This is a genomic window from Glycomyces paridis (assembly GCF_004912155.1).
Lineage (GTDB): Bacteria > Actinomycetota > Actinomycetes > Mycobacteriales > Micromonosporaceae > Glycomyces > Glycomyces paridis.
On sequence record NZ_STGX01000002.1, the window covers coordinates 426,879 to 448,672 of the forward strand.

17 protein-coding genes are annotated in these 21,794 nt (G+C 68.8%); 3 read left to right on the forward strand and 14 right to left on the reverse strand.

Features of this window, described 5'->3' with window-relative positions:
• Positions 1-39 precede the first annotated feature (39 nt).
• Positions 40-240 carry a hypothetical protein gene (locus E9998_RS04120; RefSeq protein ID WP_136528421.1) on the forward strand — a complete coding sequence of 67 codons (201 nt, stop codon included), beginning with the start codon at positions 40-42 and terminating at the stop codon, positions 238-240.
• On the opposite strand, the gene E9998_RS04125 is transcribed toward E9998_RS04120, so the two are convergent.
• The 14 genes from E9998_RS04125 to E9998_RS04190 form a co-directional block, all read right to left on the reverse strand.
• Entirely contained in the window at positions 227-523 is a 297-nt protein-coding gene (locus tag E9998_RS04125) for a hypothetical protein (RefSeq protein ID WP_136528422.1), read from the reverse strand. The genes E9998_RS04120 and E9998_RS04125 overlap by 14 nt on opposite strands.
• A 5-nt stretch (positions 524-528) precedes the next feature.
• On the reverse strand, positions 529-849 hold the full coding sequence (locus tag E9998_RS04130) for an AbrB/MazE/SpoVT family DNA-binding domain-containing protein (protein ID WP_204745236.1): 321 nt from the start codon (positions 847-849) through the stop codon (positions 529-531).
• 139 nt (positions 850-988) lie between these two features.
• On the reverse strand, positions 989-4,876 hold the full coding sequence (locus E9998_RS04135; protein WP_136528423.1) for a DNA-directed RNA polymerase subunit beta': 3,888 nt from the start codon (positions 4,874-4,876) through the stop codon (positions 989-991).
• An 85-nt stretch (positions 4,877-4,961) separates the two neighbouring features.
• A complete protein-coding gene (rpoB, locus tag E9998_RS04140; protein ID WP_136528424.1) occupies positions 4,962-8,393 on the reverse strand; it encodes a DNA-directed RNA polymerase subunit beta in 3,432 nt (1,143 codons plus the stop codon).
• A 903-nt stretch (positions 8,394-9,296) separates the two neighbouring features.
• Positions 9,297-10,487, reverse strand: coding sequence for a hypothetical protein (locus E9998_RS25145; protein WP_158299684.1), 1,191 nt, complete (start codon positions 10,485-10,487; stop codon positions 9,297-9,299).
• Between the two features lie 108 nt (positions 10,488-10,595).
• Positions 10,596-11,807, reverse strand: a complete 1,212-nt coding sequence (locus tag E9998_RS04150; protein WP_136528425.1) for a hypothetical protein — start codon at positions 11,805-11,807, stop codon at positions 10,596-10,598.
• A gap of 284 nt (positions 11,808-12,091) precedes the next feature.
• The gene (locus E9998_RS04155) at positions 12,092-13,372 is read right to left on the reverse strand and encodes a hypothetical protein (RefSeq protein ID WP_136528426.1); all 1,281 of its coding nucleotides are present in this window, start codon (positions 13,370-13,372) and stop codon (positions 12,092-12,094) included.
• Positions 13,373-13,607: 235 nt separating this feature from the next.
• On the reverse strand, positions 13,608-13,988 hold the full coding sequence (rplL, locus tag E9998_RS04160) for a 50S ribosomal protein L7/L12 (RefSeq protein WP_136528427.1): 381 nt from the start codon (positions 13,986-13,988) through the stop codon (positions 13,608-13,610).
• Between the two features lie 34 nt (positions 13,989-14,022).
• A complete protein-coding gene (rplJ, locus tag E9998_RS04165; RefSeq protein ID WP_136528428.1) occupies positions 14,023-14,559 on the reverse strand; it encodes a 50S ribosomal protein L10 in 537 nt (178 codons plus the stop codon).
• Between the two features lie 255 nt (positions 14,560-14,814).
• The gene (rplA, locus tag E9998_RS04170) at positions 14,815-15,510 is read right to left on the reverse strand and encodes a 50S ribosomal protein L1 (protein WP_136528429.1); all 696 of its coding nucleotides are present in this window, start codon (positions 15,508-15,510) and stop codon (positions 14,815-14,817) included.
• 123 nt (positions 15,511-15,633) lie between these two features.
• A complete protein-coding gene (rplK, locus tag E9998_RS04175) occupies positions 15,634-16,062 on the reverse strand; it encodes a 50S ribosomal protein L11 (protein WP_136528430.1) in 429 nt (142 codons plus the stop codon).
• A gap of 148 nt (positions 16,063-16,210) precedes the next feature.
• The gene (gene nusG / locus E9998_RS04180; protein WP_240037490.1) at positions 16,211-16,936 is read right to left on the reverse strand and encodes a transcription termination/antitermination protein NusG; all 726 of its coding nucleotides are present in this window, start codon (positions 16,934-16,936) and stop codon (positions 16,211-16,213) included.
• Between the two features lie 253 nt (positions 16,937-17,189).
• A complete protein-coding gene (gene secE, locus E9998_RS04185) occupies positions 17,190-17,471 on the reverse strand; it encodes a preprotein translocase subunit SecE (RefSeq protein WP_204745237.1) in 282 nt (93 codons plus the stop codon).
• Positions 17,472-17,527: 56 nt separating this feature from the next.
• The gene (locus tag E9998_RS04190; RefSeq protein WP_158299685.1) at positions 17,528-18,049 is read right to left on the reverse strand and encodes a GbsR/MarR family transcriptional regulator; all 522 of its coding nucleotides are present in this window, start codon (positions 18,047-18,049) and stop codon (positions 17,528-17,530) included.
• Positions 18,050-18,134: 85 nt separating this feature from the next.
• Between E9998_RS04190 and E9998_RS04195 the strand changes: the two genes are divergently transcribed.
• Positions 18,135-19,076, forward strand: coding sequence for an ABC transporter ATP-binding protein (locus E9998_RS04195; protein ID WP_136528434.1), 942 nt, complete (start codon positions 18,135-18,137; stop codon positions 19,074-19,076).
• Entirely contained in the window at positions 19,073-20,710 is a 1,638-nt protein-coding gene (locus tag E9998_RS04200; protein WP_136528435.1) for an ABC transporter permease, read from the forward strand. The genes E9998_RS04195 and E9998_RS04200 overlap by 4 nt, the downstream gene beginning before the upstream one ends.
• Positions 20,711-21,794 lie beyond the last annotated feature (1,084 nt).

Sequence of the window (21,794 nt, forward strand, 5' to 3'; positions counted from 1 at the left end):
GGGGTTGACCCGCCTCTCCGAGCCGGGGAACATCGCCGCATGACGAACGCACCGAGCCACGAATCGCTCAAAGAGCAGTACGAACTGAGCTGCGCCGAGTGGCGCGACTCCGAGGATGCCGAGCTCTGGGATTCGACCGTCGGGGACGGCCTCGAAGACGAACCCGAACGGTTGTATCGGGTGTACGCGAAGAACGACGGCGGCGGCGCTTCGCGCCGCCGCCGAATCATGGGTTCTTGAGGATGTCGTGAGTACCGATCCGGCGCCAGACGATATGGGGTTCGCCTGGCACCTTCTCGCCCCCGTAGTTCCACGTCGCCCGTCCGTCTGGAGCCCAAGTGAGTTCGAATACGCCCGGCGCGGATTTGACCCCCTTGACTCGCAGGCCGGGCCGCGGACGCATGCCCGCCGCCAAGTCCTCCTTGAACTCCCTCACGGCCTTCATGAACCGTTCACGCTGTTCGTCACTGAGCCGGTCCCAGTCTTCATCGAATCTGGGAAGCGGCTCGTAGGTCGGGACCACTGACGCTATCGCTCCCGGTTCAGGTAATCGAACATGTCGTCTAGGTCGTGGAAGACCTTGCCGCCGCCAGCCGCGATCTGCTCCTCGGCCTCACGCTCGCCCGCCTGCCATTCGGGCGTCCAGAACCAGCGCTGATCGGCGGGAATCTCCGCCAGCCCTTCCATCGTCACCACGCCGTCGGCGTGGATGTTGAACCTGATCGTGTCGCCTTCTTTGACGTGCAATGCCTTCTGTACCTCCTTCGGGAGCGTGACCTGTCCCTTCTGGCGAAGTCGAGCGGTATAGGTCGTGTTCGTTTCCGGTTCCACGCCGTTCTCCTCAGCCACGAGACATCCTCCCCAGGATTTTCCTACTTTCTCACAATATCACGTTCTCAAAGGATGAAACGCCGGTGGGCCGGCGGCGCTTTCGCGCCGCCGGCCCACCGGGTTCTTGCATGCCGTCGGGAATCGGCAGGTGGTGCTGTTAGAAGGAGCCCAGGTCGTAGGAGTCCTCGAGGCTCACGGCCGGGCCGCCGCCGTAGGCGAAGGCGTTGGCGGTGGTGTCCTCGTAGCCGCCGAGGGAGTAGACGGCCGCCTTGGCCTCCTCGGTGGGCTCCACGGTGACGTTCCGGTACTTGGCGATACCGGTGCCGGCCGGGATGAGCTTGCCGAGGATCACGTTCTCCTTGAGGCCGACCAGGGAGTCGGACTTGCCGGAGATCGCCGCTTCGGTGAGCACGCGGGTGGTCTCCTGGAACGAGGCCGCGGACAGCCACGACTCGGTCGCCAGGGAGGCCTTGGTGATGCCCATGAGCTGCGGGCGGCCGGAGGCCGGCTCACCGCCGTCGGCCATGATCTTGCGGTTCTGCTCCTCGAACTCCAGGCGGTCGACCAGGGAGCCCGGCAGGAACTCCGAGGTGCCCGAGTCGATGATCGTGATCCGCTTGAGCATCTGGCGCACGATGATCTCGATGTGCTTGTCGTGGATCATCACGCCCTGCGAGCGGTACACGTCCTGGACCTGCTCCACCAGGTGGCGCTGGACCTTCCGCGGACCGAGCACGCGCAGCAGCTCGTGCGGGTCGATGGTGCCCTCGACGAGCTTCTCGCCGACCTCGACGTGCTCGCCGTCGCCCACGCGCAGGCGCAGACGGCGCGGCACCTTGTCGACCACGATCTCCTCGGAACCGTCGTCCGGGGTGATGATGATCTTGCGGCTCTTCTCGGCGTCCTCGATCCGCACGGTCCCGGCGGCCTCGGCGATCGGCGCCTTGCCCTTCGGGATGCGCGCCTCGAAGACCTCCTGGACACGCGGCAGACCCTGCGTGATGTCCTGAGAGGTCGCCGCACCGCCGGTGTGGAAGGTGCGCATCGTCAGCTGCGTGCCGGGCTCGCCGATGGACTGCGCGGCGATGATGCCGACGGCCTCGCCGAGGTCCACCTTCTCGCCGGTGGGCATCGAACGGCCGTAGCAGGCCGCGCACACGCCCTGGCGGGACTCGCAGGTGAGCACCGAGCGGACCTTCACCGAGGTGACGCCCGCGGCGACGAGCTCGGCGATGTGGTCCGAGTTCAGCGCCGTGTTGCGCTCCATGATGACCTTGCCGTCGACCTCGACGTCGTCCGCCAGGTTGCGGGCGTCGATCGCGGTGTCGACCTGGTCGTTCTCGATGAGCCGGCCGTCGACCTCGATCGCGACCTGGAAGTCCAGGGCGCGGTCGGTGCCGCAGTCGTCCTCGCGGATGATGACGTCCTGCGACACGTCCACCAGACGACGGGTCAGGTAACCCGAGTCGGCGGTCCGCAGCGCGGTGTCCGCGAGGCCCTTGCGCGAGCCGTGGGTCGAGATGAAGTATTCCAGGACCGTCAGGCCCTCGCGCAGCGAGGACTTGATCGGACGCGGGATGATCTCGCCCTTCGGGTTCGCCACCAGGCCGCGCATGCCGGCGATCTGGCGGAGCTGGAGCATGTTGCCCCGCGCGCCCGAGTGGATCATCTGCCACAGCGGGTTCTCCGGCTGGAGCGTCTCGTTGAGGTCCTCGAGCACCTCGGCCGTGGCCTTGGTCCAGATCTCGGTGAGCTCCCCGCGGCGCTCCTCCCCGGTCATGAGACCGCGGACGTACTGCTTGTCGATCTTGGCGGAGTCCGCCTCGTACTTCTCCAGGATCTCGGCCTTGTGCGTCGGCTCCACGACGTCCTCGATGCCGATGGTCACGCCCGACCAGCCCGCCCAGCGGAAGCCCGCGGACTTCAGGGCGTCCAGGCACGCGCCCAGCTGCACCTTCGAGTAGTGCTCGGACAGGTCGTGGATGATCTCCGAGAGCTGGCCCTTGCGGACCTCGTAGTTGACGAACTCGAAGTCAGGCGGCAGGCACTCGTTGAAGAACACCCGGCCCAGCGTGGTCTCGACCAGGAGCGGCTCGCCCGGGGTCCAGTCCTCGGGAGCGGTCCAGGCCTCGGCCTTGCCGTTGTTGATCGACTCGATGCCGTCCAGACGGATCCGGATGGGCGCCTGGAGGTCCAGCTCGCCGCGGTCCTTCGCCATCTGCGCCTCGCCGACGTCCGAGAACGCCCGGCCCTCGCCGACGCGACCCTCCGAGAGGTGCGTCAGATAGTACAGGCCGATGATCTGGTCCTGCGTGGGCAGGGCCACCGGCTTGCCGTCCGAGGGCTTGAGGATGTTGTTCGACGCCAGCATCAGGATGCGGGCCTCGGCCTGGGCCTCGGCCGACAGCGGCACGTGCACGGCCATCTGGTCGCCGTCGAAGTCGGCGTTGAAGGCGGTGCACACCAGCGGGTGGAGCTGGATGGCCTTGCCCTCGACCAGCTGCGGCTCGAAGGCCTGGATGCCGAGACGGTGCAGCGTGGGCGCGCGGTTGAGCAGGACCGGGTGCTCGGAGATGACCTCTTCGAGCACGTCCCACACGACCGGGCGCGCGCGCTCGACCATGCGCTTGGCCGACTTGATGTTCTGCGCGTGGTTCAGGTCCACCAGGCGCTTCATCACGAACGGCTTGAACAGCTCCAGCGCCATCTGCTTGGGCAGACCGCACTGGTGCAGCTTCAGGCGCGGCCCGACCACGATGACCGAACGGCCCGAGTAGTCCACGCGCTTGCCGAGCAGGTTCTGGCGGAACCGGCCCTGCTTGCCCTTGAGCATGTCCGAGAGCGACTTGAGCGGACGGTTGCCGGGGCCCGTTACCGGGCGGCCGCGGCGGCCGTTGTCGAACAGCGCGTCCACCGACTCCTGGAGCATCCGCTTCTCGTTCGCCACGATGATCTCGGGCGCACCGAGGTCCATGAGGCGCTTGAGGCGGTTGTTGCGGTTGATGACGCGGCGGTACAGGTCGTTGAGGTCCGAGGTCGCGAACCGGCCGCCGTCGAGCTGCACCATCGGGCGCAGCTCCGGCGGGATCACCGGCACGCAGTCGAGCACCATGCCCAGCGGCGAGTTGCCGGTGGCCTGGAACGCGGCCACGACCTTCAGACGCTTGAGCGCCCGCAGCTTCTTCTGGCCCTTGCCGGTCGCGATGGTCTCGCGCAGGCTGATCGCCTCGGCGTCCAGGTCCAGGTTCTGCAGCAGGTTCTTGATGGACTCCGCGCCCATGCCGCCCGAGTAGTACTCGCCGAAACGCTGCTGCAGCTCGCGGTAGAGCATCTCGTCGCCGATGAGCTGGCGCACCTCGAGCTTGCGGAAGGTGTCCATGACCTCGTCGAGACGGTCGATCTCCCGCTGGGCCTTGTCGCGGATCTGGCGCATCTCGCGCTCGCCGCCGTCCTTGACCTTGCGGCGGACGTCGGCCCGGGCGCCTTCGGCCTCCAGCTCGGCCAGGTCGGCCTCGAGCTTCGAGGCGCGCTCCTCGATCGCGGCGTCCCGCTGCTGCTCCAGGTGCCGCTTCTCGGCGACGATCTCGTTCTCCAGGGTCGGGAGGTCGCGCTGGCGCGCCTCGTCGTCGACCCCGGTCACGACGTACGCCGCGAAGTAGATGACCTTCTCCAGGTCCTTCGGCGCCAGGTCGAGCAGGTAGCCCAGACGCGAGGGAACGCCCTTGAAGTACCAGATGTGCGTCACCGGCGCGGCGAGCTCGATGTGGCCCATCCGCTCGCGGCGGACCTTCGAGCGCGTCACCTCGACGCCGCAGCGCTCACAGATGATGCCCTTGAAGCGGATGCGCTTGTACTTGCCGCAGTAGCACTCCCAGTCCCGGGTCGGGCCGAAGATCTTCTCGCAGAAGAGTCCGTCCTTCTCGGGCTTGAGGGTCCGGTAGTTGATGGTCTCGGGCTTCTTCACCTCGCCGTGCGACCACTGCCGGATGTCCTCGGCGGTGGCGAGGCCGATCTTCAACTTGTCGAAGAAGTTGACGTCGAGCACTGAACTCTTCTTCCCCTTGATGCTTCTGTAAGGATGGATGAGACGTTGGCGAGGGCGACCGCCGCGCGGCCGCCCTCACTCGACGTCAGGCGCTTTCGAAGTCCACGGATGAGGGCTCTTCGTGGGACAGGTCGATCCCCAGCTCCTCGGCCGCGCGGAAGACCTCGTCGTCGCTCTCGGTCATCTGGATGGCCTGGCCGTCGGCGGACAGGACCTCCACGTTGAGGCAGAGCGACTGGAGCTCCTTGAGCAGCACCTTGAACGATTCCGGGATGCCCGGCTCGGGGACGTTCTCGCCCTTGACGATGGCCTCGTAGACCTTCACGCGGCCGACCACGTCGTCGGACTTGATCGTCAGCAGCTCCTGGAGCGCGTACGCCGCGCCGTAGGCCTGCATCGCCCAGCACTCCATCTCACCGAAGCGCTGCCCGCCGAACTGGGCCTTGCCGCCGAGCGGCTGCTGGGTGATCATCGAGTACGGACCGGTCGAACGCGCGTGGATCTTGTCGTCGACCATGTGGTTCAGCTTCAGGATGTACATGTAGCCGACCGAGATCGGGTCCGGGAACGGCTCGCCGGAGCGGCCGTCGAACAGCTGCGCCTTGCCCGTCGGAGCGACCATGCGCTGGCCGTCGCGGTTGGGGAGCGTGTTCGCCAGGACGCCCTGGACCTCCTCAGGGTGGGCGCCGTCGAACACCGGCGTCCCGACCTTCGAGTCGGCCGGGGCCTCATCGGCGCCGATCGACTTGAGCGCCTGCTGCCAGGCCTCGTCGAAGCCCTCGAGCTTCCAGCCCGCCTTCGCCGCCCACCCGAGGTGGACTTCCAGCACCTGGCCGATGTTCATACGGCCGGGCACGCCGAGCGGGTTGAGCAGGATGTCGATCGGGGTGCCGTCGGGCAGGAACGGCATGTCCTCCTGCGGCACGACCTTCGAGATGACGCCCTTGTTGCCGTGGCGGCCGGCGAGCTTGTCGCCCACGCCGATCTTGCGCTTCTGCGCGATGTAGACTCGGACCAGCTCGTTGACGCCCGGGGACAGCTCGTCGCCGTCCTCGCGGGAGAAGGTGCGCACCCCGATGACCGTGCCGGCCTCGCCGTGCGGGACCTTCAGGGACGTGTCGCGGACCTCGCGGGCCTTCTCGCCGAAGATCGCGCGCAGCAGCCGCTCCTCCGGGGTCAGCTCGGTCTCGCCCTTGGGCGTGACCTTGCCGACGAGGATGTCGCCGTCCTCGACCTCGGCGCCGATGCGGATGATGCCGCGGTCGTCGAGGTCGGAGAGCATCTCCTCGCCCACGTTCGGGATGTCCCGGGTGATCTCCTCGGGGCCGAGCTTGGTGTCTCGGGCGTCGACCTCGTGCTCGTCGATGTGGATCGAGGTGAGCACGTCCTCTTCGACCAGGCGCGAGGAGAGCACGATGGCGTCCTCGAAGTTCTGGCCCTCCCAGGTCGTGAACGCGACCAGCAGGTTCTTGCCGAGGGCCATCTCGCCCTTGTCGGTCGAGGGGCCGTCGGCGATCGGCTGGCCGGCCTCCACGCGCTCGCCCTCGGTGACGAGAGGGACCTGGTTGATGCACGAGCCCGCGTTGGAGCGGCGGAACTTGTGCAGCAGGTAGGTCCGGCGCATGCCGTTGTCCTGCGAGATGGTGATGTAGTCGGCGCTGGAGTCCTCCACGACGCCGTCGGCCTCGGCGACGACCACGTCGCCGGCGTCGACCGCGGCGCGGTACTCCATGCCGGTGCCCACCAGCGGCGAGTCGGTCTTGATGAGCGGCACGGCCTGGCGCTGCATGTTCGCGCCCATGAGGGCGCGGTTGGCGTCGTCGTGCTCCAGGAACGGCACCAGCGCGGTCGCGACCGAGGTCATCTGGCGCGGCGAGACGTCCATGAAGTCGATCTCGGCGGCGGTGAGCAGCTCGGCCTCGCCGCCGCGCCCGCGGGCCAGGACCTGCGCGTCGACGAACGAGCCGTCGTCGTGCAGCAGCTGGTTCGCCTGCGCGATGGTGAAGCGGTCCTCTTCGTCGGCCGTCAGGTACTGGACCTCGTCGGTGACCTTCGAGTCCACGACCTTGCGGTACGGGGTCTCGATGAAGCCGAACGGGTTGACGCGCGCGAAGGTGGACATGGCGCCGATGAGGCCGATGTTCGGGCCTTCGGGCGTCTCGATCGGGCACATGCGGCCGTAGTGCGACGGGTGCACGTCGCGCACGTCCATGGCGGCGCGGTCGCGGGAGAGACCGCCCGGGCCGAGCGCCGAGAGGCGGCGGCGGTGGGTCAGGCCCGCGATCGGGTTGACCTGGTCCATGAACTGCGACAGCTGCGAGGTGCCGAAGAACTCCTTGATCGCGGCCACCACGGGGCGGATGTTGATCAGGGTCTGCGGCGTGATCGCCTCGACGTCCTGGGTCGTCATGCGCTCGCGCACGACGCGCTCCATGCGCGAGAGGCCCACCCGGATCTGGTTCTGGATGAGCTCGCCGACGGTGCGCAGGCGGCGGTTGCCGAAGTGGTCGATGTCGTCGGGGCCGTAGCCGGGCTCGGCCGAGTGCAGCCGCAGCATGAACTCGATCGTCGAGGCCAGGTCCTCCTCAGTCAGGACGCCCGTCGCGATCGGGGTGTCCAGGCCGAACTTCTTGTTGACCTTGTACCGGCCGACCTTGGCGAGGTCGTAGCGCTTCTTGTTGAAGAACAGGTTCTCCAGCAGCGACTGCGCGTTGTCCTTCGTCGGCGGCTCGCCCGGGCGGAGCTTGCGGTAGATGTCGAGCAGGGCCTCGTCCTGCGAGTTGATGGTGTCCTTCTCCAGGGTCGCCATCATGAGCTCGGACCAGCCGAAGCGCTCGCGGATGCGGTCGTTGTCCCAGCCGATCGCCTTGAGCAGGACGGTCACGGCCTGGCGGCGCTTGCGGTCGACGCGCACGCCGACGGTCTCGCGCTTGTCGATGTCGAACTCGAGCCAGGCGCCGCGGCCGGGGATCACCTTGGCACTGGTGAGGTCGCGGTCGGAGGTCTTGTCCGGCTCCTTGGAGAAGTACACGCCGGGCGAACGGACCAGCTGCGAGACGACGACGCGCTCGGTGCCGTTGATGATGAAGGTGCCCTTCGGCGTCATCATGGGGAAGTCGCCCATGAAGACCGTCTGGCTCTTGATCTCGCCGGTGGTGTGGTTGATGAACTCCGCCGTGACGAACAGCGGGGCGCAGTAGGTGAGGTCCTTCTCGCGGCACTCCTCGATCGGGGCCTTGACCTCGTCGAACCTCGGGTTCGAGAAGGACAGGCTCATCGTGCCCGAGAAGTCCTCGATCGGGCTGATCTCCTCCAGGATGTCACCCAGGCCGCTCTCGGCGTCCTCCCCCACGCGGGCGCGGTAGGAGTCGTTGCCGACGAGCCAGTCGAACGAGTCGGTCTGGAGCGCCAGAAGGTTCGGGACTTCGAGTTTCTCTGCGATCCTGCCGAACGAGATACGGCGAGGTGCGTGCTTGCTCTTGCTGGAGCTGGTCTTGCCAGTGCGGGAAGCTGCCAAGATTCGTCCTTCCGAGGACCTGAGTGTTACGACGGCCGGCGCATGCCACAGTCACCGCATCAATGCGGGATCGACGAGAACAGCCGGAGACGGGCAGCCGACCGAACGGTCAAGCCGAGCATGGCGTTGAACGTCGGTCGAAAGCTGGAATCCCCACCGTCCACGACCCTCACCGCGTCAGAAGGCGTGAAGGAGGCAGCGCAAATTAATACCCTAGCGTAAGCTCCGGCAGACTGTCAACCGCCCCACCGCTGGGTGGGGTACGTCGTGACGACAATCTCTCCCGCTGCCGAAGTTCCTCCCGTAACTCGCTCGATCCGCGCTCGTGCGCCCGGACCGTCCTGCCTCGGGGCCGCGATCGCGGCCCACTCGCCCGCCCGGGGAGCCGGGACCGGGCCCGTCGCTCCAAGAACGTAGCGCACGCCACGCAGTGGCGCTTGAGGAACTAGTTTGCAGGATCAAGTCACACTTCGTCAAGTCAGGCGTCTCATTCGCCCGGATGCGCCCATTCGGCCCGGACGACTGAACCGGGCCCCGCGGGGGCCGCGGCGGGCTCCCGCCGAGCGGGTGATCCGCAGCGCAGCGGGGCCGCGGGGCGCCGCAGGACCGGCGGGGCCGGGGCTCGGCGCGGGGCCGCGGAGTGCCGGGCGATCCGCCTCGCCCGGGCGTGTCGCGCGGGCGGCGCGGCAGCGTTCGGTGCGGGCGCGGGACGCCGTTGCGTCGCCTGCCGCCGGCCCGGGGCCGCCCTCGCGGCCGTCGGGCTCGGCCGCATTGCGGCGCCCCGCCCTCGCACTCTCGGCGGCCCCGTCACGATGCCCGGTGCACATGCTTCACCGGTGGGACCGCCGCACCCTGTACAACGAGCGGGCGCCGGGGAGGTGACACCCGCTCACCGGGCCGCGCTCAGGCGCCGAGCAGCTCCTGCGCGCGGTCGAGGGCCGCGCGGACCTCCTCCTGCCACGTGAAGAGCTCGGGCTCGATCGACTCGTAGTACTCCAGGTGGACCGCCTCCCACTCGGCGGCCGTCGCCGCGACGAAGCCGCTCTCGTCGCCGCACTCGACAAAGTCGACCGCGAGGCCGACCTCGTACTCGCGCAGCCCCTCGAAGTCGGAGGGGAGGTCCGAGGGCGGGTCGGGCACGCCCTCGCCGTAGTCGTTGCCGTCGGGGGAGGTCCACTCCCCGGAGTACACGCCCGCGAGGTAGCTCCAGATGTAGACCTCGCCCTCGTCGGAGAACTCCCAGGCACCGCGGTCGCGGTCGATGAGGCAGTCGACGAACGCCGACTCCTCGTCGGCGACCCGCTCGCGGTAGTCCGGGACGATCTCGGCCCAGGCCGAGCCCTCGTACTCGGGCGACTCGGGGCGCCCGGACCAGCTGGAGGTGCCGTTCGCCTCGTCGATGACGAGCTCGGGCTCGCCGTAGAGGGCCTCGATCATCTCCAGGAGGCAGCCGCCGGGCTCGGGCGTGACCCAGATGCCGTTCTCGTCCCGGTACCGCTCCTCGATCTCCTCGTCCGAGAGGAACTGGCCCTCGGCGAACGCCTCGCCGCCGTAGGCGGCGTACCAGGCGTACCGGTCCGCCTCCGAGAGCGCGTCGAACCCGCTGTTGTCGATGGCCTCGTCGAAGTCCCCCGACTCGCCGGACTCGGGGTTCGCCGACAGCTCCTCGCCCGTGCCGAGCGCGTCCTGGTACGCCTCGTAGTCGGACGAGGCCATGCCCTCCTCGGTGTCGGCCCAGGCGCCGAAGCCCCACTTCGCGGCCATGTCGGGCTCGGGGAAGAGCCCGTCGGTGGGATTGCCGAGGGAGAGGGACTCGGCCTCGTACAGGCCTACGTCCATGATCGTGAACCGGTCGTGGACGGTGAAGCCGTCCTCCTCGAGGCACTGCTCCAGGAGGCGGTTCTCGGCGGCCACGAGTTCGACGACGAGGCGGTCGGACTCGTTCAGCAGCTCCAGGATGTCGGTCTCGGCCGCTTCGGGCGTGTCCGCGCCCGCGGAGTCGCCGCCGTCCTCGGCGTCGCCGGTGCACGCCGCGGAGGCGGCGAGGGCCGCGGCGAGCGCGAGCGCCCCGAGCCCTCTGGTCCACTGTGTCATGTCAGCTCTCTTCCCTGCCGGGGGCGGTCGCCCTCTCCCCCACAAGACGACGGTCGACGCCGGTGCGGTTGCGCGCGTTGGCAGTCGATCGAGCAGGGGGGGTGTTCGTCATGCGTCCAGGAGTTCCTGCGCGCGGGAGAGGCTCTCGGCCATCTCCTCCTGCCAGGCGTAGACGTCGGTCTCGACGGCGGTGTAGGCCTCGACGCGGAGCCGCTCGTAGACCTCGGTGGAGGTCGCGGCGTAGTCGGTCTCCTCCCCGCAGGCGACGAAGTCGCCGACGAAGCGGAGTTCGTAGGCCTTGTGCTCCTCGAAGGTGTCGCCGGCGTCGTTCGGCGCGGGCGGGACCTCGTCGAAGGCGTGCTCGTCCCACAGCGGCTGCTCGTCGGCGGGGGCGTCCTCGAAGTAGATGCGGCTCAGGTACTCCCAGACCGACATGCGGCCGTTGTCGAGGAACGACCAGCCGTCGTGGCCGAGACCGGCGAGGCAATCGAGGAACTGCGACTGGAGTCCGGCCATCTCCTCGGCGTAGGCGGCGTCGAGGCCGGCGCCGAGGAGGTCGGAGGAGGTGGCGGGGTTGACGGGCCGGTAGGCCCAGTGCGTCAGGCCGCCGGGCCCGGGGCCCGAACCGCCCACGGTCACCTGCTCCTCGACGTACTCGGGTTCGCCGTAGAGGGCCTCGATCATGTCGAGCCGGCAGCCGCCGGGGCGCGGTTCGATCCAGTCCTCCTCGCCGGTGTCGATCGATCCGGCGTCGGCGCCGGCGAGCCAGTCGTCCTCGCCGCCCATGGTCGCCTCGGTGTACTCCTCGCCCTGGTAGGCGGCGTACCAGTCATACTGCTCGGCGCGGGAGAGGGCGTCGAACGCGGCGTTGTCGGGGTAGTGCCACTCCCCCGACTCGCTCGCCTGCTCGGCGTCGCGCTCGTCCCAGTAGTCGAGGTAGTCGGGGTCGGCCTCGCCCTCGGAGGTCCAGGCCCAGGCGCCGAGGCCGAACCGCTCTGCGGTCTCGGCGTCGACGAGGAAGCTCTCGTGCGGGTAGTAGGTCACCACCGAGACGAGTTCGGCCGGGACGAACGGCTGGAGCGTCCACTCGTCGTGGACGGTGAAGCCCCGCTCCTCCAGGCACGCGCGGACGAGGCGGGTCTCGGCCGCGGTGAGCTCGCCCTCGATGCGGGCGCTCTCGTTGAGCATGGCGACGAGGCGGTCGACGCCCTCGTCGGAGGACCCCTCCTCCTCCGCGGCGAACAGGCCGCACCCGGCGAGCGCCGCGGCGGTGAGGACGGCGACGAGGGCGGCGGGGCGGGTGCTGGGTCGTGCGGTCACGGGCGTCTCCGATCGGGGGGCGGTTCGGGCCCGCGCACGGGTATCGCGGGGTCCTCCTGGTGCGACCGGTCCTCCTGGTACGACGCTGCGGCGCCCGGGAACGGTTGCGGCCCGGGCCGCGCCCCATCTGCGCAACCCGGGCCTTTCTCATTCCCCTTGGAGGGGTGGTCTTCCGTCTCCGTCGGGGGGTGGCCCGGGCCGCGCCCCATCTGCGCGACCCGGACCTTTCTTACCCCGATGGAGAGGTGGCTTTCATCCTCAGGCGAGACGGGAGCCGGTGGGGCCTAGCTCCCGAGGAGGCCCTGGGCCTTCTCCAGCGATTCCCGCATCTCGTCCTGCCAGGCGTACACGTCCCCTTCGAACGCGGAGTAGACCTCGACATAGACGTCGGTGTTGATCTTCTCCTCCTGGGCGGCGTAGTCGGTCTCCTCGCCGCAGGCGGCGAAGTCGACGGCGACCTGGATCTCGTAGGCCTTCCAGTCCTCATAGGTCGTTCCGGCGGCCTCGGGGATCTCGGGGAGCTCGGTCTCGGAGTCCCCGAGCCACATCTCGCGCTCTTCGTCGCTGGCGTCCTGGTAGTAGAGGCTGGCGAAGAACTCCCAGGTGGGCAGGGATCCCCATTCGGTGAACTCCCAGCCGGTGTGGCCCTTGGCCTCGATGCAGTCGAGGAACTCGTACTGGACGTCGGACATGCCCTGGGCGATGTCGGCCTCGATGTCCTCGTACATGGTCGAGTCGCCGGAGTCCATGGGGTTCTCGGGGCGGTAGGTCCAGTAGGAGTAGGTGTAGGTCTCGCCTTCCTCCCCTCCCACTTCCTCTTCCTTCTCCTCTTTGAGGGCGGATTCGCCGTAGAGGGCTTCGATCATCTCGAGCTGGCAGCCGGCGGGCTTGGGCTGGATGTCCTCGTAGCCGCCCTCGATGTCGATCTCGCCGTCCTCGCCTTCGGCGAGCTCCTCTTCGGTGAGGTCCTCCTCCGAGTACTCGACCATGCCCTCCTCGGAGAACATCGAGTTGTAGTCCTCGCGGGTGCCGTTGGCGTACTCGGCGTACTCTTCGCCCTGGTAGGCGACGTACCAGTCGTACTGTTCGTCAGGGGTGAGCGCGTCCCACTCGGAGGTGTCGGGCTCTTCCCAGCCCATCTCATCCTCCTCTTCGGACCACTTCTCCTCCTGCGCGGTCCAGTACTCCTCCGAGGCCGGGTCCTCCGCGCCGTCGGGGCTGTTGGACCACTGGCCGAAACCGTACTCGGCGGCCTCCTCCGGGTCGAGGATGAACTCCTCGTTGGGGAGGTACTCGGCGAGGGATTCGACCTCATACGACTCGTAGCCGATCGCCGTCCAGGGGTCGTGGACGGTGAAGCCCTGCTCTTCCAGGCAGCCCTGGACGATCCGGAACTCGGCGTCCGCGAGTTCGCCACTGATGCGGCTGTTCTCGTTGAGCATCTCGATGAGGCGGTCCTCGTCGGAGGCCTCCTCCTCGGCGCCGATGCCGAGCATGCCGCAGCCGCTCGTGAGGGCGAGCACGGCCGCCGCGCCGAATGCGCCGGCCCCTCTCAATGAGGACATCGTCCAACTCCTTGCTTGCGTGGGGGTGTCTACCCGCAAGACGTGGCGACGGCGGCGATTCGTTGCAGCCGATGGAGGATCTTCTGAGAAATTTCGCCGGAGCCGTCAGCGGGCGTCCGGTTCCGTTGCGGCGGCAGGCGACCGGGGATACGACGAGACCGGGCCCGCGCCGCCTTGCGGCGGTGCGGGCCCGGTCTGCGGGCGGGGGCTGGAACCCCCTTGCAGTCGGGTGCGACTACTTGAGCGACACGGTGGCGCCGGCGCCCTCGAGGGCCTCCTTGGCCTTCTCCGCGTCGTCCTTCTTCGCGCCTTCGAGGACGGCCTTGGGGGCGCTCTCGACGAGCTCCTTGGCTTCCTTGAGGCCGAGGCCGGTCAGGGCCCGAACTTCCTTGATGACCTTGATCTTCGACTCGCCGGCCGACTCCAGGACGACGTCGAACGTGTCCTTCTCGACAGCGGCTTCCGCGCCACCGGCGGCGGGGGCGGCGACGGCCACAGCGGCAGCGGCGGCGGTGACGTCGAACTCTTCCTCGAACGCCTTGACGAACTCGGAAACCTCGAGGAGGGTCATCTCCTTGAAAGCGTCGAGCAGCTCTTCAGTGGACAGCTTTGCCATGGTGGTTCCTTTCTAAAGTCTCGGGCCTGTGGGGTTACTCCCCACTGGCCGCCTTCTTGTCCTGAAGCGCCGCACCGAGCCGGGCCACCTGCGTTGCAGGGGCGGCGAGCACGGAGGCGGTCTTCTGAGCGGTGGCCTTCAGCGCACCGGCGAGCTTGGCCAGGAGCACCTCGCGCGACTCGAGGTCGGCGAGCCTGGTGATCTCATCGACGGAGAGGGCTTTGCCCTCCATGTACCCGCCCTTGATGACCAGGGATTCGTGCGTCTTGGCGAAGTTGCGCAGGCCCTTCGCGGCTTCCACCGGGTCGCCTTCGATGAAGGTGATCGCGGTGGGACCGACGAACAGGTCGTCCAGGCCGGTCACGCCGGCCTGGTTGGCGGCACGCTTGGCGAGGGTGTTCTTGGCGACGCGGTAACGCGTGCCCTCGCCGAGGGAACGCCGCAGCTCGCGGAGCTCTGCAACGCTCAGGCCGCGGTACTCGGTGAGCACGGTGGCGGTCGCGTTGGAGAAGTCATCGGCGAGTTCGGCGATGGCGGTCTGCTTACCCGCCGGATATTCCCGTTCAGCCATGTTTCCCTCCTTTCTCGGCTGATCAATCCTCAACCGTCACGGAGGCGACAAGAAAAGGCGCCCCTGTGGGACGCCTCATGAGACAAACGACCATGGTCGTTTCGAGTCGCCCTACGTTGGCCCCTGGAAGGTTTACAACCGCGCATGGCGGTGACCGACGGTCAATGGGTTGTTGGTGAAAGCCTAGCAGGGACTACGACGAAGCCCCAGCGCAGGAGGCCTGCACCGGGGCTGCGTCACATTCTCGGGTGTCGCCTACTTGAGCTTGACCGCCTGCGGGTCGACCGGGATGCCCGGGCCCATGGTGGTCGAGACGACGGCCTTCTTCAGGTACACGCCCTTGGAGCTGGCGGGCTTGAGGCGCTGCACCTCTTCGATCGCGGCCGCGTAGTTCTCGGCGAGCTGCTCGGCGGAGAAGCTGACCTTGCCGATCGGCAGGTGCAGGTTGGCGTGCTTGTCGACGCGGAAGGCGATCTTGCCGCCCTTGATCTCCGTGACGGCCTTCGCGACGTCCGGCGTGACGGTGCCGGTCTTCGGGTTCGGCATGAGACCGCGCGGGCCCAGGATGCGCGCGATCCGGCCGATCTTGGCCATCTGGTCGGGCGTGGCGACGGCGGCGTCGAATTCGAGCCAGCCCTCGGAGATCCGCTTGACGAGCTCGTCGGAGCCGACCTCGTCGGCGCCGGCGTTGACGGCGGCCTCGGCCTTGTCGCCTTCGGCGAAGACGATCACGCGGACGGTCTTGCCCGTGCCGTGGGGCAGGGAGACGGTGCCGCGGACCAGCTGGTCGGCCTGACGCGGGTCGACGCCCAGGCGGAGGGCGACCTCGACGGTGGCGTCGAACGACGTCGGCGAGGTCTCCTTCGCGAGGCCGGTGGCCTCGGACGGCGAGTAGAGCTGGTTGCGGTCGACCTTCTTGGCGAGGTCGTTGTACTTCTTGCTGCGCTTCATGTTCCATCCTTCGGATGTCGTGGTGAGAGCGGGCGCGTGCTCTGCCACTGGGTTGTCGTCGGCACAGGGCCGACGGAGACTGCGGTGCCTTGCGGCGCTACTCGACCGAGCTACTCGGCTGAGTTACTCGACCGTGATGCCCATGGAGCGGGCGGTGCCGGCGACGATGAGCGACGCGGCGTCCAGGTCGTTGGCGTTGAGGTCGGGGAGCTTCTTCTCCGCGATCTCGCGCACCTGGGCCTGGGTCACCTTGCCGACCTTGACGCGGTGCGGCTCGCCCGAGCCCTTGGCGACGCCTGCGGCCTTGAGCAGCAGCTTCGCGGCCGGCGGGGTCTTGAGGACGAACGTGAACGAACGGTCCTCGTACACCGTGATCTCAGCGGGGAGGACTTCGCCGCGCTGGGATTCGGTGGCCGCGTTGTAGGCCTTGCAGAACTCCATGATGTTGACGCCGTGCTGGCCGAGGGCGGGGCCCACCGGCGGGGCCGGGGTGGCCTGGCCACCCGCGAGCTCCAGCTTGAACGTCACAACGGCCTTCTTGTTGGGAGCCATCGTGTCCTTCTCTTCCTGGGATAACGCGAGCCTGTCCGCTCGCGTCTTCTTTCGAGCGCGCAGCAGCGCCGAGCTGTTGCGCAACCGTTCCAGGGTACCTGCCGGAAGGCCGGGACCCCGGAGCGAGGTATGTGACCTGTAGCTCGCGCTACAGCTTCGAGACCTGGTTGAAGTTGAGCTCGACCGGGGTCTCGCGGCCGAAGATCGAGACGAGCACCTTGAGCTTCTGCTGCTCGGCGTTGATCTCGCTGATCGTGGCCGGCATCGAGGCGAACGCGCCGTCGACGACGGTGACCGACTCGCCCTCGGTGAAGTCGACCTTGATGTCGGGGTCGGAGGACGAGGAGTCGGAGGACTCGTCCTTGGGCTTCTGCTCGGGCGGCAGCAGCCACTGGATGACCTCGTCGAGCGGCAGCGGGCTGGGCCGGTCGGTGCGGTCGACCACGCCCACGAACCCGGTCACGCCGGGGGTGTTGCGCACGACCGAGTAGGACTCGGGGGTCATCTCCATGCGGACCAGCACGTAGCTGGGGAAGACCTTCGCCTCGACCTTGGAGCGCTTGCCGTTCTTGATCTCCACCTCGGTGTGGGTGGGGACCTCGATCTGGTAGATGTAGTCCTCCTGGTCGAAGGACTGGATCCGGTTCTCCAGGTTGGAGCGCACCCGGTTCTCGAAGCCCGCGTAGGAGTGCAGCACGTACCACTCGCCGGGGGCGAAGCGCAGCTTCGCGCGGAGCGCCTCGGCCGGGTCGACCTCGGGCTCGCTCGTCTCGGCGACGTCCTCGTCGATCTCCGGCTCGTCGACGTCCGCGGCCTGCGCCGCGGCGGCCTGCGCCTCGACCTCGTTCTTCAGGGCCTCGTCGAACTCAGACACGCTCAACTCTCATTCCGGCTATCGACCCCGCAACGGCGGAGTACTGCGACTGTGACTGCGCGACGGCAGCGCTTGCTCGAAAGCGGCGACCGCCGCCTGTGAAGTCGCGCGCCGGCGGAACCGGCGCGCGTCATACCCACTAGGGTAGCCGCTCCGGGAGACGGCTCGTCTCAGGCACCGGCGAACCGGCGCAGGTCACGCGATTCGCCCGGCGGCGCAGCGGGCGGGGCGAAAGGCGGCGGCGCGGCGGGGTCTACGCGTCGGCGCCGAAGGCGCGGCGGACCAGGTCGCCGAAGAGGAGGTCGAGGCCGCCGATGTAGGCCATCACGATGCCGACGAAGACCAGGACCACGATCGAGTAGGTGATGAGCTGGCGCCGGGTCGGGTAGACGACCTTGCGGAGCTGCTCCACGACCTCGCGCAGGAACCTGCCGAGCTTCTTGACGGGGTTGCGGCTGACGGTCTTCTCGCCGCGCTTGCGAGTGGGACGGCCCTTGTCGGCGGTCGCATCGGAGCGGCTGGTGTCGTCGGCCACGTCGGCTTCCTCCAGGGTTCATCTGATCGGGGCGGTCAGGCTTGCAGCATACCGGACTAGTGGGACGCCTCTCTATCGCGGCGGCGGGCTTCGAACGCGGCCGAGAGCTCGCTGCGACGCTCGTTCCACCGCTCGCGCATCTGGGTCATCTCGGTCTTGGTGAATTCCATGAACGCGGCGGTCTGGACGAGCCGGTCGCGGCCGGGGCCCGCGGGCAGCGACTCGATGCCAGCTACGGCCGTCTCCTGGTAGCGGTCGAGGAAGCCCGCGCGGTCGAGCATGATCGAGCCCCAGATGTCCTCGTCGTTGAGGCGGTAGACGTCGGCCCTGGTGGAGGCGCGGCGGCCCTTGATGAGCAGCCCGGCCGAGATGAGCTCGCGCACGGCCCCCGAGACGGCGGCGAGGCTGATGCCCAGGCCCTCGGCGATCTCCGCCGCCGTGTAGGTGACGTCGTCGTCCACCAGGATGTAAGTGAAGACGCGCGCCGACATGCGCTGCATGCCGCTGGCGGTGAGGATCGCCGCGAACTGCTCGACGTACTCCAGCAGTGCCCGGCGTTCGGGGCTGTGCGATTCCATCGATTCCCTCCGACGTTGGGTCTTGATGATATCTTGACGCACCATAAGTTTCACAAATTCGTGAAAATCATGATAGTTTGAGGCCATGAACGCAGTGATCCGCACTGAGAACCTGGTCAAGCGGTTCGGTCACGTGACCGCCCTCGACCACCTCAACCTCGAAGTGGCCCAGGGCGAGACCCACGGCTTCCTGGGCCCGAACGGCGCCGGGAAGTCGACCACCATCCGCGTCCTGCTCGGCATGCTCCGCTCCGACGAGGGCCGCGCCGAGCTCTTCGGTGCCGACCCCTGGAAGGACGCCGCCGAACTCCACCGCCGCCTCGCCTACGTCCCCGGCGACGTCGCCCTCTGGCCCGGCCTCACCGGCGGCGAGACCGTCGACCTCCTCGGCCGCCTCCGCGGCGGCATCGACAAGCGCAAGCGCGACGACCTGCTGGAGCGCTTCGACCTCGACCCCCGCAAGAAGGGCCGCTCCTACTCCAAGGGCAACCGCCAGAAGGTCGCCCTCGTCGCCGCGTTCGCCGCCGAGGTCGACCTGCTCCTGCTCGACGAGCCCACCTCGGGCCTGGACCCGCTCATGGGCGCGGTCTTCAACGAGTGCGTCAAGGAGGCCGCGGCCCAGGGCCGCACCGTGCTCCTCTCCAGCCACATCATGAGCGAGGTCGAGGCCCTCTGCGACCGGGTGAGCATCATCCGCAAGGGCGTCATCGCCGAGACCGGCACCCTCGCCGAGATGCGCCACTTCTCGCGCTCGCGCGTGCGCGCCACCCTCAAGCGGCCCGTTGACGGCCTCGCGGATCACGACGGCGTCCACGACCTCAAGACCGACGGCCTCGACATCGAGTGCAGCATCGAGACCACCGCGCTCGACGCCGTCCTGGCGACCCTGGCCGCCGCGGGCGTCACGGCCCTCACCTGCGAACCGCCCTCGCTCGAAGAGATCTTCCTGCGCTTCTACGGCGACGAGCTCGCCGCCTCGGGCGTCCCGAACGGCGAGGGCGCCGGCACCGAAGGGGGCGGGGCATGACCACGGCGGTCGCGGAGATCGAGGACGGCCTGGGCACCCTCGCCGGGACCGGGAAGCTCCTGCGGTTCCAACTGCGGCGCCTGCGCCTGTACCTGGCCGGCTGGCTCGTCGGCCTCGCCGGCGGCACCTGGTCGGTCGCCGCCTCCTTCCCCGGCCTGTACCCCGACGCGGCCGGACGCGAGTCGTTCGCCGTCACGGTGAACACGCCCGCCATGCGCTCGATGACCGGCCCGGAGACCTACATCGAGTCGTACGGCGCGAGCACCGGCGCGATGTTCGCCCACCAGATGATCCTCTGGACGGGCGCCCTCACCGCCGTCATGTTCATCCTGCTGGTGGTGCGCCTGACCCGCGCCGACGAGGAGACCTCCCGCCTGGAGGTGTTCCGCTCCAACCCGATCGGACGACGCGCCGACCTCGCCGCAGCACTCCTGGTCGCACTCATCGCCGCCGTGGCGCTCGGCGCGCTCATGGCCCTGTCCGTCGCGGCACTCCCCGGCGACCAGGGCGGCAGTGCGATCCTGTTCGGCCTGGCGCACACCGCGGTCGCGGTGGTCTTCGCCGGCATCGCCGCGGTCACCGCGCAGATGGCGAGCTTCGCGGCGAGCGCCAACGGCCTCGCGTTCGCGGTGCTCGGATGGTCGGCGCTCACCGCCGGGGTCGGCAACGCCCAGGAGAACTGGGTGGTGTGGCTCTCACCGATCGGGTGGGCGCAGGAGACGTTCGTGTACACGCCCGAGCAGCGCTGGTGGCCGATCGCGTTCGCCGCGGTGGTCGCGCTGCTGACGGTCTGGGCGGCCTTCACGCTCATCACGCACCGCGACTTCGGCCAGGGGATGCTCGCGGGCCGACCGGGCCCGGCCTCGGCGAAGCCGAGCCTGCGCAGCGCCACCGCCCTCACCTTCCGCCTCACACGCGGGATGACCTGGGCCGGAATCATCACCCTGGCACTGCTGGGCGCGGCGTACGGATCGGTCCTCGGCGGCGCCGACGACATGCTCGACGGCCTCTCGGACGCTGAGCGGGCGCTGCTGGACCAGGGCGGGGCGAGCATCGAGGACAACGTGGGCGCGACCTTCGCCGCGCTGAACGGCCTCTTCGCGACCCTCTTCGGGCTCTTGGTGATCGGCCGGGCCCGCAAGGAGGAGACCCAGGGCCGCGGCGAACTCATCGCGGCCGGCGCCGTCGCACGCTCGGGCTGGCCGGGCTCCTATCTTGCGGCGGCACTGTGGGCCTCGACCTCGGCCGCAGTGGCGGCCGGACTCTTCCTGGGCCTCGCCGGGTCCGGTTCGACCGGCGACTGGGACTACTTCGGGCGCCTCCTCTACGCCTCGGTACTCCAACTGCCCGCCGCCTGGACGCTGACGGCCTTCGCTTTCGCGGCCTTCGCTTGGCTGCCGCGCCTGGGCTGGCTGCGTTGGGTGGCCTGGGTGTGGCTGTTCGTCGTCATGTACTTCGCGAACCTGCTCGACCTGCCCGAGTGGGCCCAGACCGTCTCGCCCTTCCACCACCTGGCGGCCTACCCGGCCAAGGACATCGACTGGCTCGGCGTCGCCCTGGTGACCGTGGCCGCGGCAGTCCTCGCAGCCCTCGGGTACCTCGGCCTGCGCAGGCGGGACCTCAACTTCAGCTGATCTGCTTTACGGAACGCCTGCAAGGAAACCAGGCGCGCTGATGCCGGCCTCCGATCGGGGGCCGGCATCAGCGTGTCCAGCCCGACACGGACACTCCGAACCAAGTCGGCCGTGCGGCGACGGACCGCTCGGCGACGGGCCAGGCCCTGGGGGCGGGTCCCGCGCCGGGAGACTTGGCTGATTGGGCATTGACGGCGGGGTGATGCTCCGGCCCGGTCTTGGGTTTGCCAGCAGGTCCGCAACGGGCCGTACTCCGGGGCTGGCTCTGCGCCGAGTGACTCGGCCGGTGGGGCAGGGGCGGCAGGGTCTGGTGGCCGGAACCCGAGGCTAAGGCGGGCAGCGACAACGAGCTGCGTGGCCCGTGCGGCCGTGATGCCGAGCCCGGGGTCGGTTTCGCCCGGCCTTAAGGAAAGCGGCGACAACAAGCTGGTCGGCTGGTGCCGGATCGTGTTCGTGGCCGGGCTGACCCGGTTCCACTGCTTCGGCCCGACCCGATCCGACCCGCTTCGATGTGGCCCAATCCGACCCGATCCGGCTCGACTTGCTCGGAACCGACCCGGCTCGGCCTGCTTCGGCTCGGCCCGGCCCTCAATGGCCTGACCTGCTCCGGCACAACCTGATCCGACCCGGTTCAGTCCAGCCTAATCCGATCTGGTCTGACCGACCCGGCCCGGTCTGCTTCGGTTCGACCCGGCCCACTTCGGCCTGACCCGATCCGATCCGGCCCGACTCGCTCGGAACTGACCCGGCCCGGTCTGCTTCGGCCCGGCCCAGTCCGACCCGATCCGACCAACCCGATCCGGCCGGTTTCGGTTCGACCCGGTCCGCTTCGGCTCACTCCAGCCCGATCCGCTCCGGTCCGACCCGCTTTGGCCTGGCCCGCTCCGGTCCGACCTGCTCCGGTCTGGCCCGATCCGGTCCGGTGGTGTTCGGCACCTGCGGTGCACGATCTCGTACCGGGCCGCATTCGGTCATACCGATGGCGGCGGTCCTGCCGTGTGTCGCTTCGCTACTCGACCGGTCCTTGGGTGGCAGGCACTGGCGGTGCGTGTCGCCGGGCCCGGCCTGGCGCTCCCCAGGCGGC

Excerpts from the sequence above, each read along its gene's own strand:
- E9998_RS04195 (WP_136528434.1), top strand. The coding sequence starts at position 18,135 with ATGAACGCAGTGATCCGCACTGAGAACCTGGTCAAGCGGTTCGGTCAC.
- rplK (WP_136528430.1), bottom strand. The coding sequence starts at position 16,062 with ATGGCTCCCAACAAGAAGGCCGTTGTGACGTTCAAGCTGGAGCTCGCG.
- E9998_RS04120 (WP_136528421.1), top strand. The coding sequence starts at position 40 with ATGACGAACGCACCGAGCCACGAATCGCTCAAAGAGCAGTACGAACTG.
- E9998_RS04155 (WP_136528426.1), bottom strand. The coding sequence starts at position 13,372 with ATGTCCTCATTGAGAGGGGCCGGCGCATTCGGCGCGGCGGCCGTGCTC.
- rplJ (WP_136528428.1), bottom strand. The coding sequence starts at position 14,559 with ATGGCTGAACGGGAATATCCGGCGGGTAAGCAGACCGCCATCGCCGAA.
- rplA (WP_136528429.1), bottom strand. The coding sequence starts at position 15,510 with ATGAAGCGCAGCAAGAAGTACAACGACCTCGCCAAGAAGGTCGACCGC.
- E9998_RS04190 (WP_158299685.1), bottom strand. The coding sequence starts at position 18,049 with ATGGAATCGCACAGCCCCGAACGCCGGGCACTGCTGGAGTACGTCGAG.
- rplL (WP_136528427.1), bottom strand. The coding sequence starts at position 13,988 with ATGGCAAAGCTGTCCACTGAAGAGCTGCTCGACGCTTTCAAGGAGATG.
- E9998_RS25145 (WP_158299684.1), bottom strand. The coding sequence starts at position 10,487 with ATGACACAGTGGACCAGAGGGCTCGGGGCGCTCGCGCTCGCCGCGGCC.
- E9998_RS04200 (WP_136528435.1), top strand. The coding sequence starts at position 19,073 with ATGACCACGGCGGTCGCGGAGATCGAGGACGGCCTGGGCACCCTCGCC.